The 15,407-nt window shown below is 70.7% G+C and carries 9 protein-coding genes; 8 read left to right on the top strand and 1 reads right to left on the bottom strand.

Going from position 1 to position 15,407, the window contains the following annotated elements:
• Positions 1-11: 11 nt before the first annotated feature.
• Entirely contained in the window at positions 12-5,456 is a 5,445-nt protein-coding gene (locus BLT28_RS18490) for a non-ribosomal peptide synthetase (RefSeq protein WP_197684050.1), read from the top strand.
• On the top strand, positions 5,453-6,643 hold the full coding sequence (locus BLT28_RS18485) for a cytochrome P450 (RefSeq protein WP_030431029.1): 1,191 nt from the start codon (positions 5,453-5,455) through the stop codon (positions 6,641-6,643). The genes BLT28_RS18490 and BLT28_RS18485 overlap by 4 nt, the downstream gene beginning before the upstream one ends.
• Positions 6,644-6,698: 55 nt before the next feature.
• Here BLT28_RS18485 and BLT28_RS18480 read toward each other — a convergent pair whose 3' ends face one another.
• Entirely contained in the window at positions 6,699-7,880 is a 1,182-nt protein-coding gene (locus BLT28_RS18480; protein WP_030431030.1) for a cytochrome P450, read from the bottom strand.
• Positions 7,881-7,995: 115 nt separating this feature from the next.
• Here BLT28_RS18480 and BLT28_RS18475 point away from each other — a divergent pair, with 115 nt between their 5' ends.
• From BLT28_RS18475 to sbnB, 6 genes are all read left to right on the top strand, one after another.
• On the top strand, positions 7,996-8,790 hold the full coding sequence (locus BLT28_RS18475) for an ABC transporter permease (RefSeq protein ID WP_030431031.1): 795 nt from the start codon (positions 7,996-7,998) through the stop codon (positions 8,788-8,790).
• Between the two features lie 92 nt (positions 8,791-8,882).
• On the top strand, positions 8,883-9,095 hold the full coding sequence (locus tag BLT28_RS18470; protein ID WP_030431032.1) for an MbtH family protein: 213 nt from the start codon (positions 8,883-8,885) through the stop codon (positions 9,093-9,095).
• 16 nt (positions 9,096-9,111) lie between these two features.
• Positions 9,112-10,083 carry a daunorubicin resistance protein DrrA family ABC transporter ATP-binding protein gene (locus BLT28_RS18465; protein ID WP_030431033.1) on the top strand — a complete coding sequence of 324 codons (972 nt, stop codon included), beginning with the start codon at positions 9,112-9,114 and terminating at the stop codon, positions 10,081-10,083.
• A 92-nt stretch (positions 10,084-10,175) separates the two neighbouring features.
• The gene (locus BLT28_RS18460; RefSeq protein WP_030431034.1) at positions 10,176-13,295 is read left to right on the top strand and encodes a non-ribosomal peptide synthetase; all 3,120 of its coding nucleotides are present in this window, start codon (positions 10,176-10,178) and stop codon (positions 13,293-13,295) included.
• Complete coding sequence (locus BLT28_RS18455; RefSeq protein ID WP_030431035.1) at positions 13,295-14,353, top strand: TauD/TfdA family dioxygenase; 1,059 nt, start codon at positions 13,295-13,297, stop codon at positions 14,351-14,353. Before BLT28_RS18460 ends, BLT28_RS18455 begins: the two co-directional genes overlap by 1 nt.
• 17 nt (positions 14,354-14,370) lie before the next feature.
• Positions 14,371-15,399 carry a 2,3-diaminopropionate biosynthesis protein SbnB gene (gene sbnB / locus BLT28_RS18450; protein ID WP_030431036.1) on the top strand — a complete coding sequence of 343 codons (1,029 nt, stop codon included), beginning with the start codon at positions 14,371-14,373 and terminating at the stop codon, positions 15,397-15,399.
• Positions 15,400-15,407: the final 8 nt, after the last annotated feature.

Genomic DNA, 15,407 nt, shown 5'->3' with positions numbered 1-15,407 from the left:
CGCTCGAAGACGTGTTGCCCCTCTCGCCGTTGCAGGAGGGCATGTACTTCCACGCCAGCTACGACGACGGCGGAGTGGACGTCTACCACGCCCAGTTCGTGCTGGGTCTCGGTGGAGCGCTGGAGCCCGACGTGCTCCGGGCCGCCGCCTCGGCGCTGCTGCGGCGCTATCCCGTGCTGCGCTCCGGGTTCCGGCTGCGCAAGAACGGTGAGCCCATCCAGGTCATCCACCGGACCGTGCCGGATTCCTGGGCCGAGCTGGACCTGTCGGGAGTGGACGACCAGGACCGGGAGCTGGAGGAGTTCCTGGCGGCCGACCGGGAGCGGCGCTTCGACCTGGCCCGTCCGCCGCTGATGCGCTTCACCCTGGTCAAGCTCGCGCCGACGGCGTACAAGCTGGTCATCACCAACCACCACATCCTGGTCGACGGGTGGTCGTGGGGCGTGCTGATGGAGGACCTGTTCACCCTCTACGCCCAGCGCGGTGACGCGGGCGGCATGCCGTTGGTCGTGCCGTACCGGAACTACCCCGAGTGGCTGTCCAAACAGGACAGCCAAGCCTCGCTGCGGGTGTGGCGCGAGGCCCTGGACGGTGTCGACCGGCCCACCGTGCTCGCCCCGGACGCCGCGGTGGAGCCGGTCGTGCCCGCGCGGATCACGGTGTCCCCGGACGGGCTCGGCGGGGCGGTGGACCGGGTGGTGCGGGCGAACAAGCTCACCGCGGCGACGCTGGTCCAGGCCGCGTGGGCCGCCGTGCTCCAGGCCATCACCGGGCGGGAGGACGTCGTCTTCGGCACCACGGTCTCCGGCCGTGCGCCGGAGATCCCCGGCGTGCAGAAGATGGTCGGGATGTTCATCAACACGGTCCCCGTCCGCGTGCGGCTGCGCCCGGACGAGCCGGTCGCCGACAACCTGGGGCGGCTGCGCGACGAGCAGTCGAAGCTGGTGGCCCACCAGTACCTCCGGCTCACCGACGTGGTCCGGCAGACCGGCCTGCCGACGCTGTTCGACACCTTCGTCGTCTTCGAGAACTACCCCGCCGACTTCTCCTCCCGTGAGATCGCCCCGGGCGTGCGGCTGACCGACGTCGGCGGCCAGGACGCGGCGCACTACCCGCTCCGGCTGGCCGCGGCGCTGACCGACCAGCAGCTGGAAGTGCTGCTGGAGTACCGCCCTGACGTGTTCGACGCCGTAGCCGCGCAATGGATCATCGATGCCTACGTGCGGGCGCTGTGGGATGTGGTCCAACGGTGGGACGAGCCCTTCGAGCAGCCCATCACGCTGTCCGAGGAGAACCGTCAGCGGCTGTTCGGCTCTCTTGCGGTCCTCACGGAGAGCGTGCCGGAAACGACGGGACCGGTCCGCTCGCGCCGCCCCCGCGACTCGCGCGAGGAGATCCTGTGCGGCCTGGTCGCCGAGGTTCTCGGCCGCGACCAGGTGGGCGTCGACGAGGACTTCTTCGCGCTCGGCGGTCACTCGCTCAGCGCGATCCGGCTGCTGTCCCGCGTTCGCGCGGTGTTCGGCGTCGAACTGCCGGTGCGAGTGATCTTCGAAGCCCCGACCGTGGCCCTGTTGTCCGAGCGCGTGCACGGCGGTGGCTCGGCGCGTCCGGCGCTGCGGCCCGGTATCCGGCCCGCGCGCGTCCCGCTGTCCTCCGCCCAGCGACGGCTGTGGTTCATCCAGCAGCTCGAAGGGCCCAACGCCACCTACAACCTGCCGATGCCGGTGCGGTTGACCGGCGAACTCGACCGCGGGGCGCTGATCGCCGCCCTCGGGGACGTGGTGGCCAGGCACGAGAGCCTGCGCACGGTCATCGGTGAGCACGAAGGCGTGCCGCACCAAGTCATCCTCGACGCCTCCACCAAGCCGGTGGTGCAGGTCGTCGACCTCGCCCAGGAGGAGCTGCCCTCGGCGCTGCGCACCGCCGCGGCCACTCCGTTCGACCTCGCCCGTGACCTGCCGGTCCGCGGCTGGATCTTCGCGTTGTCCGAGCGCGAGCACGTGCTGTTGCTGGTGCCGCACCACATCGCCACGGACGGCTGGTCGGCCGGCCCGCTCTGGCGTGACCTCGTCACCGCCTACGGCGCCCGCCGCTGCGGAACAGGCCCACAGTGGACACCGCTGCCCGCGCAGTACGCGGACTACGCGCTGTGGCAACAGGAGCTGCTCGGTTCGGAGTCCGACCCGGACAGCCTCATCAGCGAGCAGCTGGCGTTCTGGCGGGACACCCTGACCGGCTCGCCCGACTGGCTGGACCTGCCCACCGACCGGCGCCGCCCCGCCACGCCCAGCCGCCTCGGCGACATGGTCGAGTTCGCCACCGGAGCCCAGGCCCACGAGGGACTGGCCGAGTTGGCGCACAGCAGCCAGGCCAGCGTGTTCATGGTTGTCCACGCGGCGCTCGCGGCTCTGTTGACCAGGCTCGGCGCGGGCACTGACATCCCGATCGGCACCGCGGTCGCGGGGCGCGGTGACCAGGCGCTGGACGAGCTGGTCGGCTTCTTCGTCAACACCCTCGTGCTGCGCGCCGACACCTCCGGCGACCCGACCTTCCGCGAACTCCTCGCCCGCGTCCGGCAGGCCGACCTGGCCGCGCTGGCCAACCAGGACGTGCCGTTCGAACGACTGGTGGAGGTGGTCAACCCGGTCCGCTCGCCCGCGCACCACCCGCTGTTCCAGGTGATGCTGGCGTTCCAGAACACCGGGGGCGAGATCACCGAGCTGCCCGGGCTGACCGCGAGCGCGGAGGGCTTCGGCGTCGGCGTCGCCAAGTTCGACCTGTCCTTCAGCGTGCGGGAGACCTTCGACGCCGACGGGGCTCCCGCCGGGATCGAAGGAGTCCTGGAGTACTCGGCCGACCTTTTCGAGCGCGACACCGCCCGTGCGATCACCGATCGCCTCGTGGGGCTGCTCACCGAGGCCGCCGCCGAGCCCGACCGCGCGCTGAGCGGGCTGGAGCTGTTGTCCGACAAGGAGAAGCGTCAACTCCTCGCGCCGCCCACCACCGCGCCGGTCGCCACGCTCCCGGAGCTGTTCCAGGCCCAGGTCGCGCGCACGCCGGACGCGCCCGCCGTGGAGTGCGAGGGCGTCGTCCTCACCTACGCGGAGCTGAACGCGCGCGCCAACCGGCTCGCCCACCACCTGATCGCCGAGGGCATCGGGCCGGAGAGCGTCGTCGCGCTGACACTGCGGCGGTCGATCGACTACGTGGTCAGCGTGCTCGCCGTCAGCAAGGCGGGCGGCGCCTACCTCCCCGTCGATCCCGAGTACCCGGCGGAGCGCATCGACTACGTGCTCGAGGACGCGAAGCCCGCGATGACGATCACGTCGTCCATTGTGGACGGCTTGGCGGGCCTCCCGGACACCGATCCCGCCACCGGTCTCACGCCGGACCACCCGGCGTACGTCATCTACACCTCCGGCTCGACCGGCAGGCCGCGCGGGGTCGTGGTCACCCACGCCGGTCTGGCGGCGATGTCGGCCAACCAGATCGCCCACTACCGCGTCGACGGCGACTGCAGGGTCTTCCAGTTCGTGTCGCCGAGCTTCGACGTCTCGGTGGCCGAGCTCAGCCTGGCGCTGCTGTCCGGTGCGTGCTTCGTGGTGCCATCCCGCCAGCTCGCGGGCGCCGAACTCGCCGACGCCTTGGCCGTGCAGCGGATCACCCACGTGATGGTGCCGCCGTCGGTGATGAGCGGCGTGCCCAAGGTCGGGCTGCCGTCGCTGCGGGCCTGGATCACCGGGGCGGAGGCGTGCCCTGAGGACCTGGTGGACTTCTGGGCGCGGGACCGGCTGATGATCAACGCGTACGGTCCGACCGAGGCGACGTGCGACGTGACGTTCACGGCATGCGCTCCGGGGCAGCCGTTGACCATCGGCACGGCCATCAACGGCATGGCCACCTACGTGCTCGACTCCGCTCTGCGCCCGGTGCCGCCGGGCGTGGTGGGGGAGCTGTACCTCGCCGGACGAGGGCTGGCGCGGGGCTACCTCGGCGATCCCGCGACCACCGCGGCTCGGTTCGTGGCCAGCCCGTTCGGAGAACCGGGCACGCGGCTCTACCGGACCGGAGACCTCGCCAGGTGGCGCGGCGACCGGTTGGAGCTGGCGGGCCGGGCCGACACCCAGGTGAAGCTGCGCGGCTTCCGCATCGAGCTCGGCGAGATCGAGACGGCCCTGCGCCGCCACGACGAGGTCCACGCGGCGGTGGCGATCGTGCGGGAGGACCGGCCCGGGGACCGGCGGCTCGTCGCCTACGTCGTCGGTGACGTGCCCGGGCCGCAGTTGCGGTCGCACCTGGCCTCGCGCCTTCCGGACTACATGGTGCCGTCGTCCTTCGTCGCCATGGACGCGCTCCCGTTGCTGCCCAACGGGAAGCTTGACCGCAGGGCGCTGCCGGAGCCGGTCGTCGAGACGTCCGACAGCGCTCCGCGCACCCCGCGTGAGAAGGTCCTTTGTGGACTGTTCGCGGAAGCGCTCGGCGTCGCGGAGGTCGGGGTCGACGACGACTTCTTCGAGCTGGGCGGCCACTCGCTGCTCGGCGTCGAGCTGGCCGGGCGCATCAGCGCGGTGCTCGGTGCCGAGCTGACAGTGCGCGCGGTGTTCGACGCGCCGACCCCGGCCGCCCTGGCCGCGCTGCTGGACGGCGAGCCCACGCAGCGCGATGCCTTCGGGGCACTGCTGCCGTTGCGCACCAAGGGAACCCGCCCGCCACTGTTCTGCCTGCCGCCGATCGCGGGCATGAGCTGGCGCTACACCGGCCTGCTGCGCTCGCTCGATCCGGAGATCCCGGTCTACGCGCTCCAGTCGCGCGGACTGGACGGCGACGAGGAGCGGCCGCAGACGATGGAGGCGATGGTCGCCGACTTCGCCGAGCTGATCCGTTCCGTGCAACCGGAAGGTCCCTACCACCTCGTCGGCTGGTCCTTCGGCGGCAACCTCGCGCACGCCCTCGCGACCCACCTCGAGGACGTCGGCCTGCTCGCCATCCTCGACGCCTACCCCGCGGAGGAGAGCAGGCGCGGCCAGACGGACCGGGTGGCTCTGCTCGCCGACATGTTCGTGGAGTACGCCAAGGTGTATGGCGACGAGGGCGCGGACGTGCCGCGGGACGAGGAGGCGCTGCGGGCGCGGATCGTCGACTACCTCGGGCGGGGCTCCAGCGAGCTGAGCCGGCTGGACGAGCGGCGGCGGTCGACCGTGCTGGACGTGATGGTGACCAACGCGACCCTGGCGCTGACCCACGAGCCCGCGCGCTATCCCGGCGACGTGGTCCTGGTGGTCGCGGGCCGCAGCCGCAAGGACTGGGCCACCCCGGAGAGCTGGAAGTCCACTGTGGATGGAGAGATCATCGTGCACGAGGTGGACTGCCTGCACGAGAACATGATGGAACCGGGCCCCGCCGCGGAGATCGGCGCGATCCTCGAGACGGGCCTGCCGCAGGAGGTGCGACGATGACCGTGATCGCGGAAGCCACCCTGGACCTCGGCGATCCCGAGCTCTACCGCTCCGAGGACCGCTTCGCGCTGTGGCGGGAGCACGCCGCGGCCGACGCGTTGGTGTGGAGCGGACCGGGCAGCTCGCCGCGCGGGTTCTGGTCGGTGTTCTCCCACGAGGCGTGCCGCAAGGTCCTCTCGCCCACCGCCCCGTTCACCTCCGAGTACGGCATGATGATCGGCTTCGACGCCGAGCAGCCGGACAACTCCGGCGGCAAGATGCTGGTGGTCACCGACGGCGAGCACCACACCCACCTCCGGCAGATGGTCGCCCCCTTCCTGTCCAAGGCGATGGCCACCACCCTCGGTGAGTTCATCGACGAGGAAGTGCGCTCCTGCGTCGACGAAGCCCTGGAAGCGGGCGGGGCCGACGTGGCCCTGCGGATCGGCCCGCGCCTGCCCGCGGCGGTGGTCTGCGAGGTGCTGGGCGTGCCCGCGCAGGACCGGGAACGCTTGGTGGAGCTGACGAACCACGCGTTCGGCGGCAACGACAGCGCCTTCGACAAGATGTCGCCGAGCGAGGCGCACTCCGAGATCCTCATGTACTTCTACGAGCTGGTCTCGCACCGTCGCCGCTCCCCGGGGGACGACCTCGTGAGCACACTGCTCGCGGACGGCCGCCTCGGCCCCAGGGACGTGCTCGTCAACTGCAACAACGTGTTGATCGGCGGCAACGAGACGACGCGGCACGCGATCACGGGCTCCTTCCACGCGCTGAGCACGGTGCCGGAGGCGCTTCCGCGACTGCGCGAGGACCCGTCGCTGCTGGGCAAGGCGGTGGAGGAGGTCGTGCGCTGGACCTCTCCCGCGATGCACGTGCTGCGGGTCGCGACGGAGGACGTGGAGCTGAACGGCCGGATGCTGCCCAAGGGAACTCCGGTGGTGGCGTGGCTCCCGGCGGCGAACTCCGACGAACGGGTCTTCTCCGATCCGCGTGCGTTCCAAGTGGACCGTCACCCGAACCGGCACCTGGGCTTCGGCAACGGGCCGCACCACTGCCTCGGCGCGGCCCTGGCTCGCGCGGAGCTCGCGGCGGTGCTGAGGGTCCTCGCGGAGCGCGTGTCGGAGATTTCTCTTGCTGCGGAGCCGAAGTGGATGAGGTCGAACCTGACCCAGGGCTACGTCGGCCTGCAGGTCGAGCTGCACTGAGCCAGTGCACGGGAAAAGAGGGGTCGGAGGCCGCCCCCTCTTTTTCGTGTCTCTGTCAGGCCCGTCGCGCCAGGACGGGCAGGTTGCGGGCGCCGTACATGCCCCCCGACGGGTGGTAGCGGATGTCCGCGTCGCGATCGACCCGCAGCTCCGTGAAGCGGTCGAAGAGCACGTTCAGCGCGACGCGTCCCTCCAGGCGCGCCAACGGGGCGCCGAGGCAGAAGTGGATGCCGTGACCGAAGGCCACGTGCGAGGTGTCACGGCGGATGTCGAAGCGCTCCGGCTCGACGAAGCGCCGCTCGTCGTGGTTGGCCGAGATCACCCACGGCGTCACCATGCTGTTCGCCGGGATCACGTGCCCGGCCACCTCGACGTCGCGCGTGCTCACCCGGCTCACCGTGGTGAACGGGGAGCGGTAGCGCAGGACCTCCTCCAGCGCGTTCGGGATCAGCGAGCGGTCCGCGCGCAGCTCGGCGAAGGCATCGGTCCAGGTGTCCAGCGTCTGCACCGCGTTGCCCAGCATCAGCGTGGTGGTGAGGTGCCCGGTGTGGAACAGGATCGAGGTGAACTTGACCAGCTCGTCCTCGGTCAGCCGCTCGCCGTCGACCTCCGCGTGCACCAGGCTGGTGATCAGGTCGTCCTTGGGGTCGGTGCGACGGGCCCGGCAGTGCTCCAGCAGGTACTGGTTCATGTCCCTGGTCGCCGCGTCGAAGACCTCCAGGAAGTCGTCGGCGCCCGGGTCGATCACGCCCTGCAGGTCGGTCAGCTGGTCGACCCAGACGCGGAAGAGGCCGGCGTCGGAGGAGGGTACGCCCAGCAGTTCGGCGATCACGATCACCGGCAGCGGGTGGGTCAGCGCCTCGACGAGGTCGAAGGCGTCCCCCTCGATCCGGTCCAGCAGCTCCGTGGTCACCTCGCGGATGCGCGGTTCCAGCCGCGCCACCACCCTCGGCGTGAACGCCGTGTTCGCCAGCCCGCGCAGCCTGCGGTGCTCCGGCGGGTCCATCGAGTTGATGTTGCCGCCGGTGATCGGCCTCAGCTGCTCGAACACCCGGCTGGAGTCGTTGGAGAACACCGCGGGATCGGTGATCACCCGGTGCACGTCGTCGTAGCGGAACACGTGGTACTGACCGCGGTCGAACCACACCGGCCGTTCGGCGCGCATGTGCCGGAACCAGTCGAACACCGTGTTCCCGCCGTCGACCTCCGGCACCGAAGTGAGTACTTGCTCGGTCATCATGGGTTCCCGTCGCGTGGCGAAAGCCTGTTCCGGCCACGCTAGGACGGGACCATATTGGGCCGTTATCCCCGGCGATACCGCCACGATAGGCCGCGCGGCTAGCTTGCCGGGTGTGCAGCAGACGATCGTGTTCCCCGGCCGGGTGCTGCGGCAGTCGCTGGCGATCTGCCGCAGGAACCTGTTGCAGCTCAAGGGTGATCCGCTGCAGGCGCTCGACGTGGTGATGCCGATGCTGCTCGCCGGGGTCTTCATCTCGGTCTTCGGCGGGGCGATCGGCGGGACGGCTTCCGGTGCCGCTGCCGGGGCGGACTACAAGCAGTACCTGTTGCCCGGCATCATGATCCAGGCCGTCTCCGTGGTGTCGATGGCCACCGGGATCGGCCTCAACATGGACTTCGACAGCGGCATGATGGACCGCTTCCGCTCCATCTCGATCGCGCGGTCCTCCGTGCTGGTCGGCCGGATCGCCGCGGACCTGTGCCGGATGACGGTCGGCCTGGCGCTGGTGTTCCTGTTCTCGCTCGTCATCGGGTTCCGGCCGGAGGGCGGCGCGCCGGCCACCCTCGCCTCGATCGCGCTGATGCTCGCCTTCGGCGTGGCGCTGGCCTGGATCTCGGCCTTCATCGGCCTGGCCATCCGCTCCCCGCAGACCGTGCAGTCGGTCGGTTTCGCCTGGCTGGTGCCGGTCCAGTTCGCCAGCTCCCTGTTCGTGCCGACCGCCACCATGCCGGACTGGCTGCGCCCGGTGATCGAGCTGAACCCGATCACCCTGGTCTGCGACGCCTGCCGCAACCTCATGCTCGGCGTCGACGCCACCGCGGCGCTGACCGGGGCGCTGCTGTGGATCGGCGCGCTGATCGCGGTGTTCGCCCCCGCGTCCGTCGTGTGCTACTCCCGCCGCTCCTGAGTCTCTGAGCAGCGAAAATGCCGCGATATGGCGGCAATAAGCCCGCGGCATAGCGTGGTCGCCGGTGTGCAACCACGAAAGGAAGCATCGTCATGACGAACCCCTTCGAGGACCCCGACGGCACCTACCTCGTGCTGGTCAACGACGAGGGACAGCACTCCCTGTGGCCGTCCTTCGCGGAGGTCCCGGCGGGCTGGACCGTCGCGCACGGGGAGGACTCCCGCCAGGCGTGCCTGGACTACGTCGAGCGGAACTGGACCGACATGCGGCCGCGCAGCCTCGCCGCCGCGATGGACCAGGGCTGAGGGCGGGGCCGGGCCGATGACGATGGGGATCGAGGTCGAGCGCCTGGAGAAGCACTACGGCGACCACAAGGCCGTCAACGGTGTCGACCTCCGGGTTCCCGTCGGCACGGTGCTCGGCCTGCTCGGGCCCAACGGGGCGGGCAAGACCACCACCGTCCGCATGCTGGCCACCCTGATCCCGCCCACCGGCGGGCGGGCCAGGGTGTGCGGCTACGACGTCGCGACGCAGCCGCGGGAGGTCCGCAGGCTGATCGGGCTCACCGGCCAGTACGCCGCGGTGGACAAGGACATCTCCGGCCGCGACAACCTGTACCTGATCGCCAGGCTGCTCGACCTGCCGAAGAAGCGGGCGTGGGCGCGGGTCGACGAGCTGCTGGAGCGCTTCGACCTCGTGGCCGCGGGCGGCAAGCTCGTCCGGGAGTACTCCGGCGGCATGCGCAGGCGGCTGGACCTGGCCGCGAGCCTGATCGGCGACCCGAAGGTGATCTACCTCGACGAGCCGACCACCGGCCTGGACCCGCGCAGCCGCAACGCGTTGTGGGACGTGGTCCGCGACCTGGTCGCCGAGGGCTCCACCGTGCTGCTCACCACCCAGTACATGGAGGAGGCCGAGGCGCTCGCCGACTCCGTCGTGGTGATGGACAACGGCATGGTCATCGCCTCCGGGACGCCCGCGGAGCTGCGGGCCAGGGTGGGCGGGCAGACCCTGCGCGTGAAACCCATGCGCCCCCAGGACCTGATGGCCGTCGCGACCGTCCTGGCCAACGCGCGCCTCGCCGGTCACGTCGACTACGAGGCGGGTCTGGTGCAGCTGCCCGTCTCCGGGCCGAACGACCTCACGGTGGCCGTGCGCGCGATCTCCGGCTCGGGCATCGCCGTCTCCGGGATCGACACCAGCATCCCCAGCCTGGACGAGGTGTTCCTGACGCTGACCGGCAAGCAGCGCGGCGGAGTCGAGGACACCATCCAGTTCTGGCGCATCGAGTGAGCACGGGCGATAACCCCGGCGATAACGGGAAAAAATGTCGGGTGGATACGTTTTCCCTTGAGGCCAAGCCTGATCCGAGCGGAGGGACCTCGATGGGAGCCCGGGACTTCTGGCAGGACGTGCTCGGGGCAGCCGGGTTCACCGCGCTTCCCCGCTGGACGGCGCTGGTCGACGCTCCCCCCGGGGTCGCGGCCCACGACGTCGCGCTCACCGCGCCGCCATCGGCCGCGGAGCTGCTCGCCGCGCACGCCAAGGTGATCAGCGCGCTCAGCGGTGAACCGGAGATCCGCACGGGCTACCTCCCCGCCGGGTGCGACGGAGTGCCGCTGCCGTGCGCGATCGCGGTCGGCGGCACCTGGGCGGAACTGGTGGCGCAGGCCGACGATGCCGCGAAGGACGTCTTCGCGCACGCCGCAGAACCGTTGCCCGAGGGCGCACTGTTCGAGGTGGTGCTCGGTGATGTCACCGAGCTGCCGGAGGGCGTCGTCCTCGCAGTGTCCGAAAAGGACGGTCTACTGCGACTGCGCTACCGCACCGAGGCTTTCGACGCCGACCACGTCGCCCGGATCGCCGGCTACTACCGCACCGCGCTCGACCGGCCGGACGCGGTGAGCCTGCTTTCCCACGAGGAGCTGGACTTCCAGTTCGAGGGCCTGGCCGGACCCCGGCGCGAACTGCCGGACCGCCGCTTCCACGAGCTCTTCGAGGACCGCGTTCGCAGTCACCCCGACCGGGTCGCGGCGGTGCACGGCGACCGCAGCTGGACCTACGCCGAGCTGAACCGCCGCGCGAACCGCATCGGCCGTGCACTGCGCGCGCGGGGGCTGGCCTCGGAGGACGTCGTCGCCGTTGTCACCGAACGGGACCTGGACTGGTTGGCCGCGGTCCTGGCGATCTTCAAGGCCGGTGGCGGCTACCTCCCGATCGAGCCGCACTTCCCCGCCGACCGCATCGGCAAGACGCTCCGGCGGGCGGACTGCGCCCTGGTGCTCACCGAGCGCGGCAGCACCGAGAACCTGGACCAGGTACCGGTTTCCACCAAGGTCTTCCTCGACGAGGTCTACGCCGAGGACCACGACGACAGCGACCTCGGCGTCGTCGTCGGCCGGGACGACCTGGCCTACATCTACTTCACCTCGGGCTCCACCGGTGAGCCCAAGGGCGCCATGTGCGAGCACGCGGGCATGCTCAACCACCTCTACGCCAAGATCGACGACTTCGGGATCACCGAGGGCAGCGTCGTCGCGCAGATCGCGCCGCAGTGCTTCGACATCTCGTTGTGGCAGCTCGTGTCCGCGCTGCTGGTGGGCGGTCGCACGGTGATCGTCGACCAGGAGGCGATCCTGGACGTCCAGCGCTTCGTCGCCCTCGTCTCCGACGGCGTGGAGGTCATGCAGGTCGTTCCGTCCTATTTGGAGGTCGTGCTCTCCCACCTCGAAGAGCGCCCCGGCGGACTCGGCAGGTTGCGGTGCGTCTCGGCGACCGGGGAGGCGCTCAAGAAGGAGCTGACCGAGCGCTGGTTCGCCGCGTTCCCGGACATCAAGCTGGCCAACGCCTACGGCCTCACCGAGACCTCCGACGACACCAACCACGAGGTGATGGACCGCGCGCCCGAGCGCGAGCGGGTTCCCTTGGGGCGCGCGGTGAACAACGTGCGCGTGTACGTGGTGGACGAGAACCTCAACCCGGTTCCGCTCGGTTCGCCGGGCGAGATCGTCTTCTCCGGTGTCTGCGTCGGCCGCGGCTACATCAACGACCCGGAGCGCACCGCGGCGGCCTTCCTCTCCGACCCGCACCGCGACGGCGAACGGCTCTACCGCTCCGGTGACTTCGGTCGCTGGTTGCCGGAAGGGAAGCTGGAGTTCCTCGGCCGCCGCGACGCGCAGGTCAAGATCCGTGGTTTCCGCATCGAGATCGGTGAGATCGAGAACCGCCTGCTCGGTGTTCCCGGCGTGCGGGACGCGGCGGTGGTGATCGCCGAGTGGCCGGACCGCGGGCGGACCCTGGTCGCGTTCTACTCCACCCCTGAGAACTCGGCAGCGCTGCCGGACCAGTTGCGCGACCACCTCGCGGCGGAGCTGCCGGAGTACATGGTGCCCAGCCACTTCCACTGGCTGGAGTCGTTGCCGCTGACCGGAAACGGCAAGATCGACAAGAAGAGGCTGACCGCGGCCGCGACGGAGCTGAGGACCGGCGACGTGGTCGAGGCGCCTCGCACCCCGACCGAACGACGGATCGCCGCAGCATGGGCGGAAGCCCTCGGCGTCGCGCCGGAGGAGGTCGGCAGGGGCAGCCACTTCTTCCGCTCCGGCGGCACCTCGTTGTCGGCGGTCCGCCTGGTGGTCAAGCTGGATCGGGCGATCTCGCTCAAGGACCTGACCCGGACGCCGGTGCTCGCCGACCTGGCCGCGGCCGTGGACTCCGCGACCGAGAACACCGGCCTGCTCCAACCTCTGTCCACTGTGGAGGGATCAGCGACGCTGATCTGCTTCCCCTACGCGGGTGGCAACGCGGTGAACTTCCAGCCGCTGGCCACCGCGCTGGCGCACAGCGGGATCTCCGTCTACGCCGTCGAGCTGCCCGGCCACGACCTCGCCGCGCAGCACGAACCCTTCGCCGACCCCGAGCAGGTCGCCAAGACCGTCGTCGCCGAGATCGCCCAGCGCGAGATCGGCCCGGTCCTGCTGTGGGGCCACTCCTGCGGAGCAGCGCTGGCCGTGCTCGCCGCGCGTCTTTTGGAGGATCAGGATCACGACGTGCGTCAGGTTTTCGTTGGCGCGCAACTGGTCGGCGAGGTGGCCGAGCGCGAGCGCGTCAGCGCGACCGTCACCGCACTCGGCGATCTGGAGATCACCGGGCGGCTCAGCGGCGACAGCGCCTACACCGAGCTGGGCGGCCTGGACACCGAGCGCGCCGCACTTGTCGGCGCGGCCTACCGGCACGACGTCGTTGCGGCGAACCGGTTCTTCGTCTCGGCGCACGAGGAGGGCGCCCCCAGACTCGCCACACCGCTGACCCTCGTGGTGGCCGCGGACGACGAGGCGACCGAGGGGTACCGGCGCGGCAGCGGGAACTGGCCATTGGTGGCTGAGAACGTCGATGTGCGCGAGCTGGCGGATGGCGGGCACTACTTCCCACGGACCCGACCGGCGGAGACCGCGGCCGTCATCACCGCAGTGAACGAGATGCGCAGCAACGGGAAGGGACTGTAATGGGCACGGACGACTTCGCCGGTCTCGACGGCCGCGTCGAAGAGGGCAAGCCCGCCATCGTCGAGGTGAGCGGTGTCGCCGACGCGGCCGGATGGGCCGAGCGGAACCGGGAGGCGCTCTACGAGGTCGTCGCCCGGCACGGCGCCGTCCTGGTGCGGGGCCTCGGGCTGCGGGGCGCCGAAGATCCGCTTGCGGGATCGAGCATGGGCGCCGAAGATCCGCTTGCGGGATCGAGCATGGACGCCGGGGTCGCGGGCGTGGTCCTCAGGACGCTGGGCACCGAGCTGATGGCCGAGCGCGAGGCGTTCGCGACGCGGGACAGCCACGGCGACGGCGTGTACTCCTCCTCGAAGTGGCCGCCGAACCAGCCGATGTGCATGCACCACGAGCTCAGCTACGCGCTGGAGTTCCCCGGCCTGATGCTCTTCGCCTGCCTCAGCGCGCCCACCGAGGGCGGCGCCACCGCGGTCGCCGACTCCGCCAGGGTGCTCGCCGCGCTGCCCGCCGATCTGGTCGAGCGCTTCGAGCGCGAGGGCTGGCTGCTGACCCGGTGCTACAACGACGAGATCGGTCTGTCCTGGGCCGAGGCGTTCGGCACCTCGGACAAGGCCGAGGTCGAGGAGTACTGCTCCGCCAACGGGATCAGCTTCGAGTGGACCTCCGGCGGGCTGCGCACCAGCCAGCGGCGCTCCGCCGTGGCGACCCACCCCGGGCACGGGGAGAAGCTGTGGTTCAACCAGATCGCCTTCCTCAACCAGTGGACGATGGCGCCCGAGGTGCGGGAGTACCTGGTCGACGTCTACGGCCAGGACAACCTGCCGTTCAACACCCGCTTCGGCGACGGCGGCGAGATCACCCAGGACGTGGTCGAGGTGATCAACAAGACCTACGACTCGGTGACGCTGCGGGAGCCGTGGCAGGCGGGCGACCTGATGCTCGTGGACAACCTGCGCATGGCGCACAGCCGGGAGGCCTTCGAAGGCCCCCGCGAGGTGCTGGTGGCCCTGGGCCTCCCGGTGCCGCTGGCCGCGTGCTCGCCGACCGCCCCGCTCGCCTGAGACCCCCGGAGAACCCGATGTCCCAGCAGGTCCCCGCCTTCTCGGTGATCTCCGGCGGCCAGGTGCAGCGCGCGCTGGCCGGTCAGGAGAAACCCGTCACGGAGCTCATCGAGGCCGCCTACAAGGTGCACGGCGCAGGCGACACGGTGAACCCGCCGTCGTACTTCCTGCGCTTCCCCGACCGGCCCACCTCGCGCATCATCGCGTTGCCCGCCTCGATCGGCGGCGGGGTCGGCGTCGACGGGATCAAGTGGATCTCCAGCTTCCCGGAGAACGTCGCCGCCGGGCTGCCGAGGGCGTCCGCGGTGCTGATCCTCAACGACCAGGCAACCGGATATCCCTTCGCCTGCTTGGAAAGCTCCATCATCAGCGCCACCCGCACCGCGGCGTCGGCCGTGCTGGCCGCGGACTGGTTCACCCGGGAGCGCGGCCGCCCGCCGCGGATCGGCTTCGTCGGCACCGGCCTGATCGCCAGGTACATCCACACCTACTTCGCCGGGACCGGCTGGTCCTTCGACGAGGTCGGCGTGCACGACCTGTCCGCCGAGCACGCGGCAGGCTTCCGCGACTACCTGGAGCGCTCGGGCGAGTCCGGCCGGATCTCCGTGCACGACGACGCCGAAGCGCTGATCCGCGCGTCGGACCTGGTCGTGTTCGCGACGGTCGCGGCCGCCCCGCACGTGAGCGACCCCGCGTGGTTCGCGCACAACCCGTTGGTGCTCAACGTCTCCCTGCGCGACATCGCCCCGGAGATCATCCTCGCGTCGACCAACGTCGTCGACGACGTGGAGCACTGCCTGAAGGCGAACACCTCACCGCACCTGGCCGAGCAGCTGGTCGGCAACCGCGACTTCCTGCACGGCACCTTGGACGAGGTGATGGCCGGCCGCGTCGACCTCCCGGCCGGCCGCCCGCTGGTGTTCTCCCCGTTCGGGCTCGGCGTGCTGGACCTCGCGGTCGGCATGCACGTCTACGAGCAGCTGCGCCGTGCGGGCGAGCTGACCGTCGTCGACGACTTCTTCCACGAGCTGCGCCGCTACGGCTGAGGAGGTGG

It is taken from the genome of Allokutzneria albata (assembly GCF_900103775.1).
Taxonomy (GTDB): domain Bacteria; phylum Actinomycetota; class Actinomycetes; order Mycobacteriales; family Pseudonocardiaceae; genus Allokutzneria; species Allokutzneria albata.
The sequence above is the reverse complement of the archived record's forward strand: the minus strand, read 5'-3'. Positions and strand labels throughout refer to the sequence as shown.